A 16,335-nucleotide genomic window follows, 5' to 3' on the forward strand; every position below is an offset into this window, starting at 1 on the left:
GCCCGGTCGTCTCTCTGTCGGGGGAGGGACGAACGGGCACCGGGAACGCGCAGGGGGCGTTCCAAGGCACGGGGGTGTGAAGAAAGGGCCGGTCAGGCTACGTGGGGACGTCCTGACCGGCCCTTTCTGTGCGCTCTAAACCCGCTCGAAGATCAGGTCGTGCGAGATCCGGCCCTCCACGTCGGCGCGGTTCTCGAACTTCGTGATCGGCCGCCACTCCGGCCGCGGCGCCCAGCCGCCGGGCTCGCCGGCGTGGCGGTTGCGCAGGAGCGGCTCGGCCGAGCAGACCTCCATCATCTGCTCGGCGTAGTTCTCCCAGTCGGTCGCCATGTGGAAGGTCCCGCCCGGCGCGAGCCGCGAGGCCACCAGCGCGACGAACTCGGGCTGCACGATCCGCCGTTTGTGGTGCCGCTTCTTCGGCCACGGGTCCGGGAAGAACAGCCGGACGCCGGACAGCGAGCCCGGCTCCACATGCGAGGTCAGCAGCACGACGGCGTCACCGTGCATCAGCCGCAGGTTCTCCACCCCGAGCTTCTCGGCGCGCAGCATCAGCTGGCCGAGCCCCGGGTCGTACACCTCGACCGCGACGTAGTTCAGCTCCGGCGCGGCGGCGGCGAGCTGGGACGTGGTCTCGCCCATGCCCGAACCGATCTCCACCATCACCGGGGCCCGCCTGCCGAACCAGTCGTCGAAGTCCACCGGTCCTTCGGGCAGTTCGCCGACGGTGCGGCCGAGCGACGGCCAGAGTTCGTTCCAGGCTCGCTGCTGCCCGACGGTCATCCGGCCGCCGCGTTTGACATAGCTGACCACGCTGCGCATCCGTGGCTGGTCCTCGTTTTCCACCAGCCCATTAAACGCGGCGGTTACCGGACGGCTTCGAACTCCCCCAGCCGCGAGCGCAGCCCGGCGAAACCGCCGACCGCGATCGGAGCGGGCGTCGGGCTGGAATGCGCGGGAAGAACATCGATCCAGCCGTCGTGGCGGCTGGTGTTCAGCACCGTGGTCGGGATCGAATGTCCGGACGCGCCGCGTTCGGAAGGCATGAACTCCCAGTAGCCGGATTCACCGTCCGCGGCCCACGGCACGAATTCCCAACCGGGCCGCCTGCCGAGCAGGCCGGCGATGCGATCTTCGATGCGGAAACCGAGCTCCCGCGATTCGAGCCGTCCGTCCACGATGGCGCGGAGCCACCAAGGCGCGGGAATTTCGCCGTGCATTCCGCTCGACGCGCGATACAACGCGACGACGAGATCTTCGGGAGCGCGATGCACCCAGGCGCGGCGGATATCCGACGGCCGGGTCGCGGACGCCACCGTGCGGGGCAGTTCGATCGCCTGTGACCATTCGAGGTCGAGCATGGGTTCGAGCCGGGGCTGCATACTTTCCGTGCGGGCTTGCGGGATCATACGTTCCACTCCCTGACCGGAATCCACCGTCAAGGATCACCTCCGGGGCCGAGAGCCGAGAAATAGGCTCATCCCGAGCATCGCCCGGTCAGGAACAGTATGTCCGCTTCCTGTGAGAGAAGCCACAGGCTCTTAACGTGGACTTAACTCCTTTGGCCGCGGTAAAAGCTCACGCATCCCTTCGATGGGTGATCATCAGCCCGGCCGCATAAACAATCACGCAGATGCCGCCGAAATAAGCCAAATAGCCCCACGGTCCCAACGGCGGTTCGAGTTTCAGCATCGAAACCGTCAGATCCGGCCCCGAAAACTGATTCGCCGCGAAGAACGGCATCCACTGGTAGATGTCGTCGCCCACTTTCGGGATCAGCATGACGAGCCCCTCGAGCAGCTGCGTCCAGGCCAGTGCGAACCCGAGCGCGAACGCGGGACTGCGGAACAGCAGCCCGAGGCCGACGCCCAGCAGGCCGGTCAGGAAGAAAGTCAGGCCCTGTCCCGCCACCGCGCGCCAGTCGGCGCCCGAAGCAAGGCCCAGGTCGGCGGCCGGTTTGATCAAGTACGCGATCGCCCACGAGCCGAAGCCCACCAGCAGGCCGATCAGCCCCGAGAACACCCCGACGACGGCGCCCTTCGCCAGCAAGGCGGGCAACCGCGAGGGCACCGCCTGGAAGGTGAGCTTCATCGTGCCCCAGCTGAACTCCGTCGCCGCCGCGAGGATGGCGAGGACCAGCACCACGGTGCGGCCGAGCGCGCTGGCGACCTGCGTCGAGTTGACGCCGGTCTGGCCTTCGAGCGGGACGAAGCCGAAGAACAACGCGGTGTAGGCGAGCGCGATCACGACCGCGATCCCCGCGCACCACCAGGGCATGCGGGTGCTCAGCAGTTTGATCCGCTCCGCGCGGAGCATGTTCGCCGCGGTCATCGGACGACCTCCGGGACCTGGCCGGTGCCGTACTCGACGGCCTCGGCGGTGAGTTGCATGTACGCCTGTTCGAGCGAGCCGGTGAGCGGCTTCAGCTCGTGGAGGGTCGCGCCCGCGGCGAACGCGAGCTCGCCGATGTGATCGCTGTCCATTTCGGACACGACGAGCGCGCCGTCCTCCTCGCGGAACTCGGCGCCCTTCTCGGTCAGCGCCTTCCGCAGCTCGGGCAGATGCGGGCTGCGGACCCGCACGCCGAGACCCTTCGCGCGGCCGACGAAGTCCTCCATCGTGCCCTGGTAGATCAGCTTCCCGCGCCCGATCACGACGAGGTCCTGCGCGGTCTGCGCCATCTCCGGCAGCAGATGGCTGGACACGAACACGGTGCGCCCCTCGGCGGCGAGCGCGTGCATCAGCTTCCTGATCCACACGATGCCCTCGGGGTCGAGCCCGTTCACCGGCTCGTCGAACAGCAGCACCCGGGGATCGCCCAGCAGCGCCGTGGCGATCCCGAGCCGCTGCGCCATCCCGAGCGAGAACTGCCCGGCGCGTTTGCGGGCGACCGGCTCCAGGCCGACGAGCCGGAGCACCTCGTCGACGCGCTTGTCCGGGAGGCCGTTGGTCGCGGCGATCCAGCGGAGGTGCTCGCGGGCGGTGCGGCCGGGATGCCGCCAGGTGGCGTCGATCATGCCGCCGACCGTCCGAAGTGGATCACGCAGCTCGCGGTAGGCGTGGCCGTCGATCGTCACCGTGCCCGACGTCGGGCTGTCGAGCCCGAGCATCATCCGCATGGTGGTGGACTTCCCCGCCCCGTTGGGGCCGAGGAACCCGGTCACCCGTCCTGCTTCGGCGGTGAAGGAAAGGTCGTCGACGGCGAGCTTGTCGCCGTAGCTTTTCGTGAGTCCGATGGCCTCGATCATCAGCCCTCCCTCCGGTGGATTCCGACATTACGCGGGAAAGGACCGGGCTGCCCCCCGATAGGCGGCCCGGTCCTTGTTCCCCTTTTTCTCCCCGTCCGGACGTCTCGCTCCCCCGAGTGAGGCGTCCGGCTTTCTCCCCTGTGGAAGTCCTTACGCGTCGCGCTTGTTCGCGACGACCAGCGAGATGACCAGCAACACCAGCGCGAAACCGGCGAAGTAGGCCAGCGAGCCTGCCTGGTTCAGCGGCGCGTCCGCCGCGGCGGGGCCCCCGGTGAGGAACCGGTCGGCGACGTGGAACGGCATCCAGTCGTAGATGTTCTTGCCGATCTTCGGGATGAGCTGGATCAGGTTCTCCACCGCGAGGGCGTAGATCAGCACGAGCGAGATGGCGCCGGCGCTGTGCCGGATCAGGATGCCGACGGCGATCGCGATCACCGAGGCGAGGGCGAACACCACGCCCACCCCGGCGACGGAGACCCACTCCGCGGTGGTGTTCAGCATGAGGTCTTCCGGCCGCATGATCGAAGCGAGGCCCCAGGCGCCGAACGCGGCGACCTCGCCGACCACGAGCGACAGGGTCGCGACCACGCCGGTCTTGGCCAGCAGCGCCGAAGTGCGGTTCGGCACGGCCTGGAAGGTCGTCCGGATGGTGCCGAAGCGGTATTCGGTGGTCACCGAAAGCGCGGCGAGCACCATGATCACGGCCATGCCGAACCCGTAACCGAACTGGGTCAGGCTGACGTCGGTGAGTTCCCCGGCGGGCGCGGCACTGGAGATGATGGCGGCGAAGCCGATCACGACCGCGAGTGCGGCCAGCGCGCACCACCAGGGTGAGCGGGTGGTGAACAGCTTGATGCGTTCCACGGCGAGCAGAGTCATGGCTTTTCTTTCCTCGAAGAGTGGCTGGCTACTGGGCGGCGGAGAACGCGGCTTCGGCAGTGCCGTCCCTGAGACCGGTGTGGTACTCGACCGAATCGCCGGTGATCTGCATGAAGGCCTGCTCCAGGGAGCCGGTCTGCGGGCTGAGCTCGTGCAGCACGATCTGGTTGGCCGCGGCGATCTCGCCGATCTTGTCACTGTCCAAACCGGACACCACGAGCGCTCGGTCGGCGTCGGTCACCTGAGCGCTCGCCTGCGTCAGCGCGGCGCGCAGCGCGGGCAGTTGCGGCGACCGGACCTTGACCGTGTTCTCGGCGGCCCGCGCCACGAAGTCCTCGGTGGAGGACTGGGAGATCAGCCGCCCCTTGCCGATCACGACCAGGTGGCTCGCGGTCAGCGCCATCTCCGAAAGCAGGTGCGAGGAAACGAATACCGTGCGGCCTTCGTCGGCCAGCCGGTGCATGAACTTCCGGATCCAGAGGATGCCTTCGGGGTCGAGGCCGTTGACGGGCTCGTCGAAAAGCAGGACCTCCGGGTCGCCCAGCAGTGCCGCCGCGATCCCCAGCCGCTGCGACATGCCGAGGGAAAATCCACCGGCGCGCTTGCCGGCGACGCTGGTGAGCCCGACGATCTCGAGCACCTCGTCGACCCGGCTCTCCGCGATCTTGTTGGACTTCGCCATCCACCGCAGATGCGCCCGCGCCGACCGGTTGGGGTGCACCCATTTGGCGTCCAGCAGCGCGCCGACGGTCCGCAGCGGGTCTTTCAGATCGCGGTAGAGCTTGCCCCCGATGCGCACCTGGCCCGAGGTCGGGTTGTCCAGACCGAGGATCATCCGCATGGTCGTGGACTTGCCCGCCCCGTTGGGGCCGAGGAACCCGGTGACCTCACCCGCCGCGACGGAGAAGGACAGGTCGTTCACCGCCAGTGTCTTGCCGTACCGCTTGGTGAGGCCCGCTGCCTCGATCATGTCTGCTCCCCTCGGCGACTGCGAGAACAATCGTCGTCCATGTGGGTGGCCGAGCGCGTCATCCTGAGGTGCCAACCTGATACCCGACCTGAGACGTAGCTTGCCGTCTTCCGGCGGCGTACGCGATCGGTGATACCCCTGAGAGTGACCCTGATTCGCCAGGGTTAATGAATCGTGGTTCAATAATCGCATGGCGAGGCCCCGCAGCATCACCGACGAACGACTGCTGACCGCGGCGGGAACCGTGATCGGCAAGGTCGGCCCGGGTTTCACGCTGGCCCAGGTGGCGGCGGAGGCCGGGGTCGCGGTCGGCACCGTCGCCCAGCGGTTCGGTTCGAAGAACGGTCTCCTGCTGGCGTTGAGCCGGGCGAACACGCGATCCGTCGTGGGGCTGATGCGGGAATGCGGCGAGCTGGCCGATCCCGTGGAAGCACTGCGGGCGGCGGTCGTCGTGGTCTACGAGGGCCTCGGCGACGCGGAGACCGCGGCGAACCATCTCGGGCAGCTGGGGGTGGACATCGGCGATCCGGAGCTGCGCGCCCTGCTCGGTGACCATTTCACCGCCGTGGAAGCGGAATTGCGCAGGCTGGTGCGCGCCGCGACGCGTGACCTGCCGGGCGCGCCGGGGGTCGTCCGCGCCGCGCGAGTGCTGCTGGGGGTGGCGAACGGGGCCGCGCTGGACTGGTCGATCCGGCCGAAGGGACGGATCACCGAACGGTTGGGGCAAGACGTGGACGCGGTGCTGACCGCGTGGAAGGGAGTGTCCTGAATGGACCGGAAAGTGGCCGTGGTCACGGGGGCGACGCGGGGATGCGGCCGGGCGATCGCGGTGGAACTGGGCAGGCTCGGCTGGACGGTGTTCGTCACCGGCCGCACGACGCGGGAGCAGCAGTCGCCGATGAAGCGGTCGGAGACGATCGAAGACACCGCTGAGCTCGTCGACGCGGCGGGCGGCCGGGGGATCCCCGTCCGGACCGACTTCACCGTCGTGTCCGATGTGGACGCGCTGAAGGCGCGGATCGAGTCCGAAGTGGACGGAAGGATCGACGTCCTGGTCGACGACGTCTGGGGCGGCGACCAGTTCGCGGATTTCGAGGGGGCGTACTGGGACTCCAGTCTCGACGACGCGCTCACGCTGGTGCACAACGCGATCGACACGCATCTGATCGCGCTGCACCGGCTGCTCCCGCTGGTCGTGCGGCGGGAAGGCGGCCTCGTCATCGAGGTCACCGACGGTGACCATGACGAGTACGTCGGCGCGGGGATCCCGTACTTCCTCGCGAAATGCGGGATCCGCGCGATTGGCAGGGCACTCGGCGCCGAACTGAAGAAGTACGGCTGCGTCGGCATGACCGTCACGCCGGGCTTCCTGCGCTCGGAAGCCATGCTCGACTACTTCAAGGTCACCGAGGAGACGTGGCGTGACGCGGTCGGCAAGGCCGCGCCGGTCGATTTCGCGATCTCGGAGACGCCGGCGCTGCTCGGGCGTGGTGTCGCGAAGCTGGCGACCGACCCGGAGGTCTCGCGGTTCGCGGGCAAGACGCTCGCGTCGTGGACGTTGATGAACGAGTACGGCCTGACCGACGTCGACGGCTCACGCCCTGACTTCGGCAAGTGGATGGCCGAAGTCAGGGAGCAGGGCAAGGACGCCGCGACGGCGGATCACGCGCTGTACCGCTGAGGGATCGTGCCGGCCGGGGAGCTACTTCTTCCCGGCCAGCACGTCCAGGTAGTGCTGGTTGAACATGACGCCGAGGACGTTGCCGAACGGGTCGACGACGGCCGCGGTCACGAAGCCCGGCCCGCGCTCGATGATCGGCTCGTACTCCTTCGCGCCCTTCTCCAGCAGCTTCGCGAAGGCGTCCTCGACGTTGTCGACGGCCCAGTTCGCGATGGCCCCGCCGGGGCCCGGCTGAGCCGACGGCGGCCGGAAGTCCCCGCGGACCAGGCCGAACTCGTGCTGGTAGTCACCGATCCGGAACTCGGCGTACACCGGCGTGCCGTCGGGACCATTGCGGACGAAGTACGGCTCGATCCCGAAGAGGCCGGAGTACCACTCGATCGCGGCGGTCAGGTCGTCGGCGTAGAACGTGGTGGTGGTGAGACCTCGCAGCATTTCGTTCTCCTCAGGTAGTGGCTCTGAGAAGAAGGATCCACCGCAAAGTGCTCACCGAATGACCACTTTTCCGAACTTGCGTGATTCAAGGCCGATCACGCGTGATCGGAGCCCGAACCCGCGTGCTTGGGGACGGAACACACACGAGCCGACCTCGTACCGTGTATTCCGGCGAGAATCACGCTTGATCCGGCTCCAAGCACGTGAGTTCCGCCTGGAATCACGCGAGTTCCGGCTTCACACCTTCCCAAGTACATGAAGGCCCTCTTCACTGCGTCTAGCGCAAGGAAGGGGGCCTTCATGTACTTGCAGGGGCGAGCGAGTGTGACAGTGGCTCAGGTGACCCCGGGACGCGCCAGCCCGGTCTCGTAGGCGAGCACCACGGCCTGCACCCGGTCGCGCAGATCCAGCTTCGACAAAATCCGCCCGACGTGCGTCTTCACCGTCGCTTCGGACAGGAACAGCGTCTCGGCGATCTCCAGGTTCGAGAGGCCCTTCGCGATCAGCACGAGCACCTCCCGCTCCCGTTCGGTTAGGACATCGAGCTCGGCCGCGTCGCGCATCGGCTTCCCGCCGCCGCCGACGAACCGGTCGAGCAACCGCCGGGTCACCGACGGCGAGACCACGGCGTCGCCCGAAGCGACCGCCCGCAGCGCCGACACCAGGTGATCCGGCTGCGTGTCCTTCAGCAGGAACCCGCTGGCCCCGCCCTGCAACGCCGAATACACGTACTCGTCCAGATCGAACGTCGTCATCACGAGCACCCGCGCCGTCCCGGCCTCGACGATCCGCTTCGTCGCTTCGACCCCATCCAGCACCGGCATCCGGACGTCCATCAGCACGACGTCGGGCCGCAGTTCCTCGGCGAGCCGGATGGCCTGCGCGCCGTCCCCCGCCTCTCCGACGACATCGATGTCGGCCTGCGCGCCCAGGACCATCCGGAACCCGACGCGCATCAATTCCTGGTCGTCGACGACCACCACCCGTATCACGTCGCCAACCTAACCGGGAGCCTCGCGTGCACCTGCCACCCTCCACCGGGAGCGGGGCCGACCTCCAGCGTGCCGCCGAAGACGTTCGCCCGTTCCCTCATTCCGATCAATCCGTTCCCACCGGGGACGGTGAGCTTCCGCGGCGGCGCGGGGTGCGCCGCCACCTTCGTCGCCGTGGGCACCAGCTGTTTCGCGCGGCCGGCGCCGTCGTCGGTGACCTTGACGTCGATCACGTCGGCCTCGCGGCGCACCACCACCTCGGCCTGTGCGCCCTGACCGGCGTGTTTCAGCGTGTTCGTCAGCGATTCCTGCACGATCCGGTACACGCCGAGGGAGACACCGGCGGGCAGCCCGGCCAGCGCTTCCGGCCCGATCGCCAGCGTCACCGGCACCCCCGCCTGGCGGATCCGGTCCGCCAGGTCGGTCAACGCGGTGGCGTCCGGCTGCGGCACGCGCGGCTCGTCGTCGCCGTCGCTGCGGAGCACGTCCAGCAGCCGCCGCAGTTCGGCGAGCGCGCCGCGGCCGGTCTCCGAAATCGTCTGCAGGGCTCGTTTCGCCATCTCGGGATTCCCGTCGACCGCGTAGGACGCGCCGTCGGCCTGCACGACCATCACGCTCACCGCGTGCGCGACGACGTCGTGCAGCTCACGGGCGATACGTCCGCGCTCCTCGCCGACGGCGATCCTGGTCGCCTGGTCCCGTTCCGTCTCAAGCAGATGCAACCTGGCTTCCACCTCCTCGTGATAGGCGCGCCTCGCGCCGGCGAACTCACCGAGCGTCCAGCACAGCGCGGTGGAGAAAAGGGCGATGATCGCCAGGATCCACACGTCTTCCGGCGTGTCGATCCACAGCTGGAGCCCCGTGACGACCACGGTCGCCAGCAGGTACAGCAGCCCCTGTTTGCGCCCGACGTAGACCAGCACCGAGTAGATGCTGATCATCATCGCGAACGCGCTGGCCGCGCCCAGCTCCAGCGCGCTGTGCGGGATGCCGATCAGCAGCAGGAGATACGCCGACCACAGCGTCGCCTTCCGCCGGAAGACCAGCGGCGCGACCATCGCGACGTCCAGCGGCAGGACCACGTACCAGGGCGGCATCGGGACTTCGGGCGTCTCGGCCGCCGCCACGAAGAACAGCAGGTCCGTGAGCAGCAGGGCGACGGCGATGAAGCTGTCCCCGGCCATGGGGTGGGCACGCATCCAGAGGCTTAACCGTCGCACCTGGTAACACTATGTCGGGCGATGCCGTCCGCGCGTCGGTCGCCGGTACCACCTTCGGTGCGACCCGAGGATGAGCGGCATGGCACGATTCTCCTCGGCGTGCTCGACGACTGGGAGGGGTGGGCGCCGTGACCTCAGCGACGGAGCAGGGCCGTCTCGCCGGTCCGTTGTCGATGTCGGTGGCGAATCTCTGCCATCGCCTCCAGCCCCAGGTTTCCGCGCGGACCGCGGCGGGGTTCGCCGAAGTGCTGCGCAGGCTGGGCGGTCCGTTGCAGGTCGCCGTTGCGGGCCGGATCAAATCGGGGAAGTCCACCCTGGTCAACGCCCTGATCGGCCGCCGGGTCGCGCCGACCGACGTCGGCGAGTGCACGCGGCTGGTCACCCGGTTCCAGTACGGCACGGTCGACCGCGTCGAGATCGTCTTCAACGACGGACGCAAACAGGTGCTGCCCTTCTCCGCCGACGGGATGATCCCGGCCGAGCTGGGCATCGACATCGACCAGGTGTCGCATATCGAGGCGTACCTCACCAACGCGGTCCTGCAGGGCATGACCGTCATCGACACCCCGGGCCTCGGCTCGCTCGACGCCGCTTCGGTGTCGCGGACCGAGGAGCTGCTGGGCGCGGCGAAGCACCGCAAGCCCGACGATGACGAAGAGGAAGAAGAAGGCTCCGACGAGCTGGACGACACCTCGCGCAACGCCGTCGCGGGTGCCGAGGCCGTGCTCTACGTGGTCACTCAGGGCGTGCGCGCCGACGACCAGCAGGCGCTGGCCGCGTTCACCGCGGCGACCGCGAGCCGCGAGGCGGGCCCGGTCAACGCGATCGCGGTGCTCAACAAGGCGGACACCATCGCGCCGGAGTCGGTCGAAGGCTCGGGCGGTGACGTGTGGAAGGCCGCGACGCTGCTGTCGGAGAAGCAGGCCGCGACGCTGAAGCCCCGTGTCGCGGACGTGCTGCCGGTGATCGGGCTGATCGCGGAGTCGGCCGAGTCCGGCGGGTTCACCTCCCCCGACGCCGAGGCGCTGCGCCAGCTGGCCGAGATGGACGACGACATCCTCGAGACCATGCTGATCTCGGCGGACATCTTCACCAGCTGGGAATGCGACGTCGCGGCGGGCACCCGGCTGCGGCTGCTGGAGAAACTGGACCTGTTCGGCGTCCGGTACGCCGTCGAGGCGATCCGCAAGGAACCCGAGATCACCGCGGGCTCGCTGCGCCGGAAGCTGCTCGACGCCTCCGGGCTCGAAGCCGTCCGCCAGCGGCTGAGCATCGTCTTCGCCGCGCGGGCAGACGGCATCAAGGCCGCCGCCGCGCTCGCTTCGGTCACCGCGCTGGCCCACGCGTCCGGCGATCCGGCCGAGCGGCAGCGCGTCCACGACGCGATCGAGGTCCTGCTCGCCAAGCCCGAGGCACATCAGCTGCGGCTGCTCGAAGCGCTCACCCTGGTCGCGTCCGGCGCGGTCGACATGCCCGAGGACCTGGCCGAGGAGGTCCTGCGGGTCGGCAGCAACGCCGACATCGGCGCCCAGCTCGGCAAGCCGGGCGCTCCCCGCGCCGAACTCGCCGCCCACGCCCTCGAACGCGCCGGTTGGTGGCGCTCCTTCGCGTCCTTCGGCGCGACGCCCGCCCAAAGCCGCGTCGCCCACGTCGTGCACCGGGCCTACTTCCTCATCTGGCAGCAGATCCGCGAGTGACCTCCCGCATTTAGTCCTCTGGATGCGGTCCTTGCGCGTGCAACTACCGCATCCAGAGGACTAAATGCGGGCCGGATTGATAAACCGAGCGCTCGGTCTAATAATGAGCACATGGAAACGATCGTCGACGAGCCCCAGTGGCTGCGCACGGCCTCCTGGATCGGCTGCCCGCTGGCGGGGGCGGCCATCGGCTGGTTCCTCCAGTCGATCTCGGGCTGGGTGGCGTCCCTGAGCTGGATCCCGTTCAAGGGCCCGTTCCAGCTCGTCTCGAACATCCCCCAGCCCTGGGGCACGGTCGTCGGAATCGGCGCGGGCCTGGTCCTCGGCCTGCTCTTCGCCGCGGTCTGGGCGCACGAGCGGCTGATCGTCAAGGTGACGCCGGCCCGCATCACGCTCACCACCAAGGGCCGCAGCCGCGCGTACGAAGCCGAGCTGGAGGCCGTCTTCCTCGACGGCAAGGAGCTCGTCCTCCTCGCCGCCGACGGACGGGAGCTGACGCGGCAGAAGGGCGACGTCGACCGCAAAGCCGTCGCCAAAGCCTTCCTCGACCACGGCTATCCGTGGCTCGACGAGCCCCCGGCGGTGAAATGAGGACGGTCGACCCCGCCAAACACGAGGCCAAACGCCGCGCCATCCTCGACGCGGCCGCGTGGCGTTTCTCGGAGAAGGGTTTCGAGAAGACCACGACGGCGGAGATCTGCCGCGCGGCGGGGATCAGCACCGGCAGCCTCTTCCACTACTTCCCGAACAAACGCGCGGTGTTCGTCGGCATCTTCGAGCAGGACGCCGACGAGACCGCGGCCCTGCTCGCGGCCGCCGGGGAGATCCAGGACCCGTGGGAGGCGATCCTCCACGTCATCGCGCACGTGTCCGAACAGCTGCTGCACCCGGTCGCGGCCAAACTCGTCCTCGAAGTCGCCGCGCAGTGCTCCCGCGACGCCGACCTGGCCGAGCTCGTCCAGGGCAACGACCGCGCCCTGCGCGACGGGCTCACCCTCCTCGTGACACGGGCGGTGGACGCGGGCCGGATCGACCCCGGGCTGCCCCCGCGGACGGTGGCCAGCTGGCTCGTCGCGCTGGTCGACGCGCCGCTTTCCCGCGTGATTCTGGAGCCGGACCTCGATCCGGCGGCGGAACTCGCGGTGATGAAGGAGCTGATCGCCAGATTCCTGCGTCCCGTTCTGGCGATTCCGCCCCCGGCGGCCGGGCGGGTGGCCGACACTGGTGAAATCTCCCCGGGCTGATCGGTAGGCCCGGGACATCAGTTACGGGGGTCGAATCGGTGGGTGCCTGGCTGCGCAAGAAGGCGGTCGACGAGGAAAATCCGGACGATGTGCCGACCGGCCAGATCTCGGCGGCGCTGATCGCCGAAGCGGATGGCGGGACTTCGCCGTCCGAGGGAACCACGGAGGTCGAAGCCGCGTCGAAACCCGATGTGGAGTCCACGACCACGGGTCCGGCCGACCTCGAACAGGCTCTCGCCGACAGGCAGGCACTGATCCAGATGTGCCTGTACGCCCTCGACCGCGCCCGCAGCGGCGGTGTCGTCGAGCGGCTCGAACACGGTCTCGCCGCGATCGGCGTCCGTGCCCTGCGTCCGGACGGCGAGCGGTTCGACCCCGCCGTGCACGAGGCGGGCGGCGCGGTCGCGACCGAGGACCCGGCGCTCGAAGGGCTCGTCGCGGAGACCGAGGTCGTCGGGTTCGCCGATCACGACCGGGTGCTGCGCGCGCCGATCGTCATCGTCTACGCGAAGAAGGCACAGTGACCGCTCCGAGCGCGGCGGCCAACCTGCCCGCGGTCGTGAAGAGCACCCGCGAGCAGCTGCTCACCGTCGTCCGCGAAGCCGATCCCCAGGCGGCGAAATGGGTCGAGGACATCCGGAAGACGCGGCCGAAGAAGCCGTCGGTCGTGGTGGTCGGCGAGACCAACCGCGGCAAGAGCTCGCTCGTGAACGCGCTCCTGTCCATGCCGGGACTGTCCCCTGTGGACGCCGACGTCGCCACGGCGACGTATCTCGTCTTCGAACACGCCGAGCAGTGGTCCGCACAGGCCTGCTACCCGGGCCAGCTGGCGCCGGTGCCGATCAACCTGAACGACCTGATCCACTGGGTCTCGGCCGCGCACGAACTGCCGGAAGGGCAGATCCCGCCGCGGTACGTCGAGGTCTCCGGCCCGGTCCCGCTGCTCGAACGAGTGTCCATTGTGGATACCCCGGGCGTCGGCGGGCTCGATTCGATGCACGGCGAACTCGCGAAGGAAGCCGCCGCGGGCGCCACCGCGCTGCTGTTCGTCGTCGACTCCTCTTCGCCGTTCACCGCGCAGGAACTGCAATTCCTGCAGGACATGGGCGAGCGCGTCGAGACGGTGCTGTTCGCGCTGACCAAGACCGACCAGTTCCGTGGCTGGCGCGAGGTGCTCGAAGCCGACCGGCGGCTGCTCGCCGAGCACGCCCCGCGGTTCGCCGACGCGGTGTTCCACCCGGTGTCCGCGCGTATGTTCGAGACGGCGGCCAAGGCCCCGAACGAGCAGATGGCCATGATGCTGCGCGAGAAGGCGGGTATCGCCGCGCTGCAGGGCGCGTTGCAGGAGATGCTGGTCGGCCGTTCGGCGATGCTGGGCGAGGCCAACACCCTGCGCGCGCTGTCGAGCGCGCTCGGCGAACTCAAGGCGAAACTCCAGGCGGAAAGCCGCGCGCTGTCCGCCGGCGAGGCCGAAGCGGAGCAGCTGCGCCAGCGCCGCGACGACCTGACCACCGAGCGCCGGTCTTCGACCCGCGGTTGGCAGCTGAAACTGCGCGCGGAGATCCAGCGGACCCGTGTCGAGGTCGGGCACGAGACCAGCAGGCAGATGCGCGACGCGTCGACCCACTTCCGCCAGCGGATCGACGGCGCGAAACGGGACGATCTCGCGGCGCTGCCCCAGCAGGTCGACATCGCGCTGCAGACGACGTCGCAGCGGATCTCGATGCTGCTCTCCCAGCGGCTCAACCAGGTCACCAACGTCGCGCTCGCCGAGTTGTTCTCGCCCGAAGAGCTCGACATCATCCGCGGCCAGTTCGCCAGGGCGGGCGGCCCGCCGGTCGTACTGCGCCCGCCGGACAAGAAACCGCCGACGGCCGAGGACAAACTGCTCATCTTCATGGGGGTTTCCGGTGGTCTCGGCGCCGGGAAGGTCGCCGCGCTGCCGCTGGCGGGTGTCGCGATCCTGAACCCGGTGATCCTGCCTGCCACGATCATCATCGGGCTCGGTGCCGGCTGGTGGATGGCGCGGACCCGCAAACACGCGTCGGACAAGCAGCACATGAAGCAATGGCTGGTCGAAGCGATCGCCGACGCGCGGTCCACGTTGGACCAGCTCGTCGCGGAGCAGCTGATCGAAGCCGAACAGCAGCTTTCGATGGCGCTCGACGAAGCCCTCGGCCGCCGCATCGACGCGATCGAGGCGGAGCTGAAGGAAGTCGACAAGACGATCAAGATGGGCGCGCAGGAACGGGCGAAGAAGATCTCGGTCGTCGCGAAGCGCCTGAAGGACGTCTCGGACGGCCGGGACCGCGCTGAGGCACTGCTCGGACGCATTCGGTCACTGCGCGACAATCAAGCGTGACCTTTCCTCAGCAGCCGCAGCAGCAGCCGTTCGCCGAGCCGCCTTGGGTGGTCGAGAAGAGGGCGAAGAAGAAAAAGAGGCTCTTCATCGGCTTCGGGGTCTTGGCCGGGGTGATCGTGCTGACCATCGCGACGGTGGTCGTGGTGGGCGTCGTCGTCGCCAACTCGGACAAGGTGGCCTATCAGCGTCTTCCCGGTGGCCCGGACGAGATCGCCCGTGCCTACGCCGACGCGGTGGAGACTCGGGATCCCGTCAAGCTGACGAATGTCGACTGTGCCCCTTCGGCCGAGTACCCGGCTTCGAAATCAGTGGCCGGGTTCGCGGAGCACGGCACCACGGTGACGATCGGGGCGCGACGGCAGAACGAAGCGACGCGGGTGTCCTTCGACGTGGAAATCCGCAGGACGGACGCGGCGCCCGACCCGAGCATCCTGTGGGTGACGCAGGAGGAGGGCGGCTCGTGGTGCGTCGGTCTGGGCGGCACGGGGCTCCCAGCCTGACGAACCTCCGGACTGCCCGCGCGGGTGGTCCTGTTGTGGACCGGAACCGAACCGGCTTACGGTGAGTCTTAAGCTTCGACACACCAGCAGGTCAACGAGGGGGTTATCCCATGTGGGTCGACGAGAGCGGCGGCACGGACACCGAGTCGGGCTCCACCGAAGCGGTCACCGTCCACGTTGACGGCGAGGAGTACCAGGCCGAGCTCAACTACGACCTCGACAAGGACGGCGTGAACGACGCCGCCGTCATCCAGCACGAGGACGGCACTGGCCAGGCGTTCGTCGACAGCGACGGCGACGGCGAGGCCGACCAGTACGCGGTGCTCGACGAGAACGGCAAGGTCGTCCAGGAAGCCGTCTACGACGAGGCGTCCGGTTCCTGGGTCGAAGCGGGCGGCAGCGGTGGCGACGACGGTTCCGACACGGGCACCAGCGGCACCATGCACGCCGACATGCCCAGCGGCGACGTCGAGGTCGGCCCGCCGACCGTCGACACCGACAACGACGGGACCCCGGACACCGCCATCGTCCACACCGAGGACGGCCGCACGATCGCCTTCACCGACAAGGACGGCGACGGCAGCGCCGACATCGCGGTGGAGACCGACGCCTCCGGCAACTCCAAGACCTACGAGCACACCGGCCCGGGTCAGTGGTCCGAGGTCGGCAGCGGCCTGGTCAACAACGACATCGACTCGGTCTTCACGAGCGCTCCGGCGGCCGAAGGCGACCCGGCGGGCGACGCGGCGTGGGGTGGCGAAGGCACCGAAACACTCGAAGGAGTGGCGAAGATCGATTCCGCCACCGGCCAGTGGATCAGCCCCAACTAAATCCTGAAATGGCCTGGACCAATACAAGAATGGTTTAGTCCATTTCGGCAGGCCGTTTAATGTAATCCTGGTCACAGAACAACCCGGCACGAGACCTCGTGCCGGGTTTTCTCATGTCCGATTCGACCGGCGGCTGTGCCATCGATCACCGGAAGAATTTCTGCGTATGGCCCATTCCGGTGATACTGAATCGATTCCCTTATCGTTCTTGTGAGAGAACCGACAGGTCAGCTCTCGGTTACCTGCCGGTCATCCGGCTACTCTCGGGGAATCCCAAAAC

At 68.5% G+C, this 16,335-nt stretch carries 18 protein-coding genes; 9 read left to right on the forward strand and 9 right to left on the reverse strand.

The annotated features are described in order from the left end of the window. Positions 1–135: 135 nt before the first annotated feature. From trmB to ED92_RS06755, 6 genes are all read right to left on the reverse strand, one after another. Positions 136–819 carry a tRNA (guanosine(46)-N7)-methyltransferase TrmB gene (gene trmB / locus ED92_RS06730; RefSeq protein ID WP_037334225.1) on the reverse strand — a complete coding sequence of 228 codons (684 nt, stop codon included), beginning with the start codon at positions 817–819 and terminating at the stop codon, positions 136–138. Between the two features lie 44 nt (positions 820–863). Then, positions 864–1,406 carry a hypothetical protein gene (locus ED92_RS06735; protein ID WP_037334228.1) on the reverse strand — a complete coding sequence of 181 codons (543 nt, stop codon included), beginning with the start codon at positions 1,404–1,406 and terminating at the stop codon, positions 864–866. A gap of 169 nt (positions 1,407–1,575) precedes the next feature. Continuing rightward, positions 1,576–2,328 (reverse strand): ABC transporter permease, encoded by a 753-nt coding sequence (locus tag ED92_RS06740; protein ID WP_037334231.1) that lies wholly within the window; start codon positions 2,326–2,328, stop codon positions 1,576–1,578. After that, a complete protein-coding gene (locus ED92_RS06745; protein WP_037334235.1) occupies positions 2,325–3,245 on the reverse strand; it encodes an ABC transporter ATP-binding protein in 921 nt (306 codons plus the stop codon). Before ED92_RS06745 ends, ED92_RS06740 begins: the two co-directional genes overlap by 4 nt. A gap of 150 nt (positions 3,246–3,395) precedes the next feature. Beyond that, complete coding sequence (locus tag ED92_RS06750) at positions 3,396–4,124, reverse strand: ABC transporter permease (protein WP_037334237.1); 729 nt, start codon at positions 4,122–4,124, stop codon at positions 3,396–3,398. Positions 4,125–4,152: 28 nt separating this feature from the next. Next, positions 4,153–5,094 carry an ABC transporter ATP-binding protein gene (locus ED92_RS06755; protein WP_037334240.1) on the reverse strand — a complete coding sequence of 314 codons (942 nt, stop codon included), beginning with the start codon at positions 5,092–5,094 and terminating at the stop codon, positions 4,153–4,155. A 190-nt stretch (positions 5,095–5,284) separates the two neighbouring features. Between ED92_RS06755 and ED92_RS06760 the strand changes: the two genes are divergently transcribed. Continuing rightward, entirely contained in the window at positions 5,285–5,863 is a 579-nt protein-coding gene (locus ED92_RS06760; protein WP_037334243.1) for a TetR/AcrR family transcriptional regulator, read from the forward strand. Continuing rightward, positions 5,864–6,775, forward strand: a complete 912-nt coding sequence (locus tag ED92_RS06765) for an SDR family NAD(P)-dependent oxidoreductase (protein WP_037334246.1) — start codon at positions 5,864–5,866, stop codon at positions 6,773–6,775. It begins immediately after the preceding gene. A 21-nt stretch (positions 6,776–6,796) separates the two neighbouring features. On the opposite strand, the gene ED92_RS06770 is transcribed toward ED92_RS06765, so the two are convergent. The 3 genes from ED92_RS06770 to ED92_RS06780 form a co-directional block, all read right to left on the reverse strand. Further along, complete coding sequence (locus tag ED92_RS06770; RefSeq protein ID WP_037334249.1) at positions 6,797–7,210, reverse strand: VOC family protein; 414 nt, start codon at positions 7,208–7,210, stop codon at positions 6,797–6,799. A 335-nt stretch (positions 7,211–7,545) separates the two neighbouring features. Next, the gene (locus ED92_RS06775; RefSeq protein ID WP_005167029.1) at positions 7,546–8,202 is read right to left on the reverse strand and encodes a response regulator transcription factor; all 657 of its coding nucleotides are present in this window, start codon (positions 8,200–8,202) and stop codon (positions 7,546–7,548) included. Further along, positions 8,199–9,386, reverse strand: a complete 1,188-nt coding sequence (locus ED92_RS06780; protein WP_037334252.1) for a sensor histidine kinase — start codon at positions 9,384–9,386, stop codon at positions 8,199–8,201. Before ED92_RS06780 ends, ED92_RS06775 begins: the two co-directional genes overlap by 4 nt. A 209-nt stretch (positions 9,387–9,595) precedes the next feature. Here ED92_RS06780 and ED92_RS06785 point away from each other — a divergent pair, with 209 nt between their 5' ends. The 7 genes from ED92_RS06785 to ED92_RS06815 all read left to right on the forward strand — a co-directional run bounded on the left by ED92_RS06785 (position 9,596) and on the right by ED92_RS06815 (position 16,055). Continuing rightward, the gene (locus tag ED92_RS06785) at positions 9,596–11,119 is read left to right on the forward strand and encodes a dynamin family protein (protein WP_152610875.1); all 1,524 of its coding nucleotides are present in this window, start codon (positions 9,596–9,598) and stop codon (positions 11,117–11,119) included. Between the two features lie 111 nt (positions 11,120–11,230). Beyond that, a complete protein-coding gene (locus tag ED92_RS06790; protein ID WP_037334255.1) occupies positions 11,231–11,710 on the forward strand; it encodes a hypothetical protein in 480 nt (159 codons plus the stop codon). After that, a complete protein-coding gene (locus ED92_RS06795; protein ID WP_037334257.1) occupies positions 11,707–12,363 on the forward strand; it encodes a TetR/AcrR family transcriptional regulator in 657 nt (218 codons plus the stop codon). The genes ED92_RS06790 and ED92_RS06795 overlap by 4 nt, the downstream gene beginning before the upstream one ends. 38 nt (positions 12,364–12,401) lie before the next feature. Further along, positions 12,402–12,887 carry a nucleotide exchange factor GrpE gene (gene grpE / locus ED92_RS06800; protein WP_037334261.1) on the forward strand — a complete coding sequence of 162 codons (486 nt, stop codon included), beginning with the start codon at positions 12,402–12,404 and terminating at the stop codon, positions 12,885–12,887. Then, on the forward strand, positions 12,884–14,725 hold the full coding sequence (locus ED92_RS06805; protein ID WP_037334264.1) for a dynamin family protein: 1,842 nt from the start codon (positions 12,884–12,886) through the stop codon (positions 14,723–14,725). The genes grpE and ED92_RS06805 overlap by 4 nt, the downstream gene beginning before the upstream one ends. Continuing rightward, positions 14,722–15,225, forward strand: coding sequence for a hypothetical protein (locus tag ED92_RS06810; RefSeq protein WP_037334266.1), 504 nt, complete (start codon positions 14,722–14,724; stop codon positions 15,223–15,225). The genes ED92_RS06805 and ED92_RS06810 overlap by 4 nt, the downstream gene beginning before the upstream one ends. A 110-nt stretch (positions 15,226–15,335) precedes the next feature. Beyond that, positions 15,336–16,055 (forward strand): hypothetical protein, encoded by a 720-nt coding sequence (locus tag ED92_RS06815; protein WP_037334269.1) that lies wholly within the window; start codon positions 15,336–15,338, stop codon positions 16,053–16,055. The last annotated feature ends 280 nt before the right edge of the window (positions 16,056–16,335 follow it).

The organism is Amycolatopsis sp. MJM2582, from assembly GCF_000754115.1.
Lineage (GTDB): Bacteria > Actinomycetota > Actinomycetes > Mycobacteriales > Pseudonocardiaceae > Amycolatopsis > Amycolatopsis japonica.

Coding starts and splice junctions, on each gene's coding strand:
- trmB (WP_037334225.1), bottom strand. CDS start 819: ATGCGCAGCGTGGTCAGCTATGTCAAACGCGGCGGCCGGATGACCGTC.
- ED92_RS06735 (WP_037334228.1), bottom strand. CDS start 1,406: ATGATCCCGCAAGCCCGCACGGAAAGTATGCAGCCCCGGCTCGAACCC.
- ED92_RS06740 (WP_037334231.1), bottom strand. CDS start 2,328: ATGACCGCGGCGAACATGCTCCGCGCGGAGCGGATCAAACTGCTGAGC.
- ED92_RS06745 (WP_037334235.1), bottom strand. CDS start 3,245: ATGATCGAGGCCATCGGACTCACGAAAAGCTACGGCGACAAGCTCGCC.
- ED92_RS06750 (WP_037334237.1), bottom strand. CDS start 4,124: ATGACTCTGCTCGCCGTGGAACGCATCAAGCTGTTCACCACCCGCTCA.
- ED92_RS06755 (WP_037334240.1), bottom strand. CDS start 5,094: ATGATCGAGGCAGCGGGCCTCACCAAGCGGTACGGCAAGACACTGGCG.
- ED92_RS06760 (WP_037334243.1), top strand. CDS start 5,285: ATGGCGAGGCCCCGCAGCATCACCGACGAACGACTGCTGACCGCGGCG.
- ED92_RS06765 (WP_037334246.1), top strand. CDS start 5,864: ATGGACCGGAAAGTGGCCGTGGTCACGGGGGCGACGCGGGGATGCGGC.
- ED92_RS06770 (WP_037334249.1), bottom strand. CDS start 7,210: ATGCTGCGAGGTCTCACCACCACCACGTTCTACGCCGACGACCTGACC.
- ED92_RS06780 (WP_037334252.1), bottom strand. CDS start 9,386: ATGGCCGGGGACAGCTTCATCGCCGTCGCCCTGCTGCTCACGGACCTG.
- ED92_RS06785 (WP_152610875.1), top strand. CDS start 9,596: ATGTCGGTGGCGAATCTCTGCCATCGCCTCCAGCCCCAGGTTTCCGCG.
- ED92_RS06790 (WP_037334255.1), top strand. CDS start 11,231: ATGGAAACGATCGTCGACGAGCCCCAGTGGCTGCGCACGGCCTCCTGG.
- ED92_RS06795 (WP_037334257.1), top strand. CDS start 11,707: ATGAGGACGGTCGACCCCGCCAAACACGAGGCCAAACGCCGCGCCATC.
- ED92_RS06815 (WP_037334269.1), top strand. CDS start 15,336: ATGTGGGTCGACGAGAGCGGCGGCACGGACACCGAGTCGGGCTCCACC.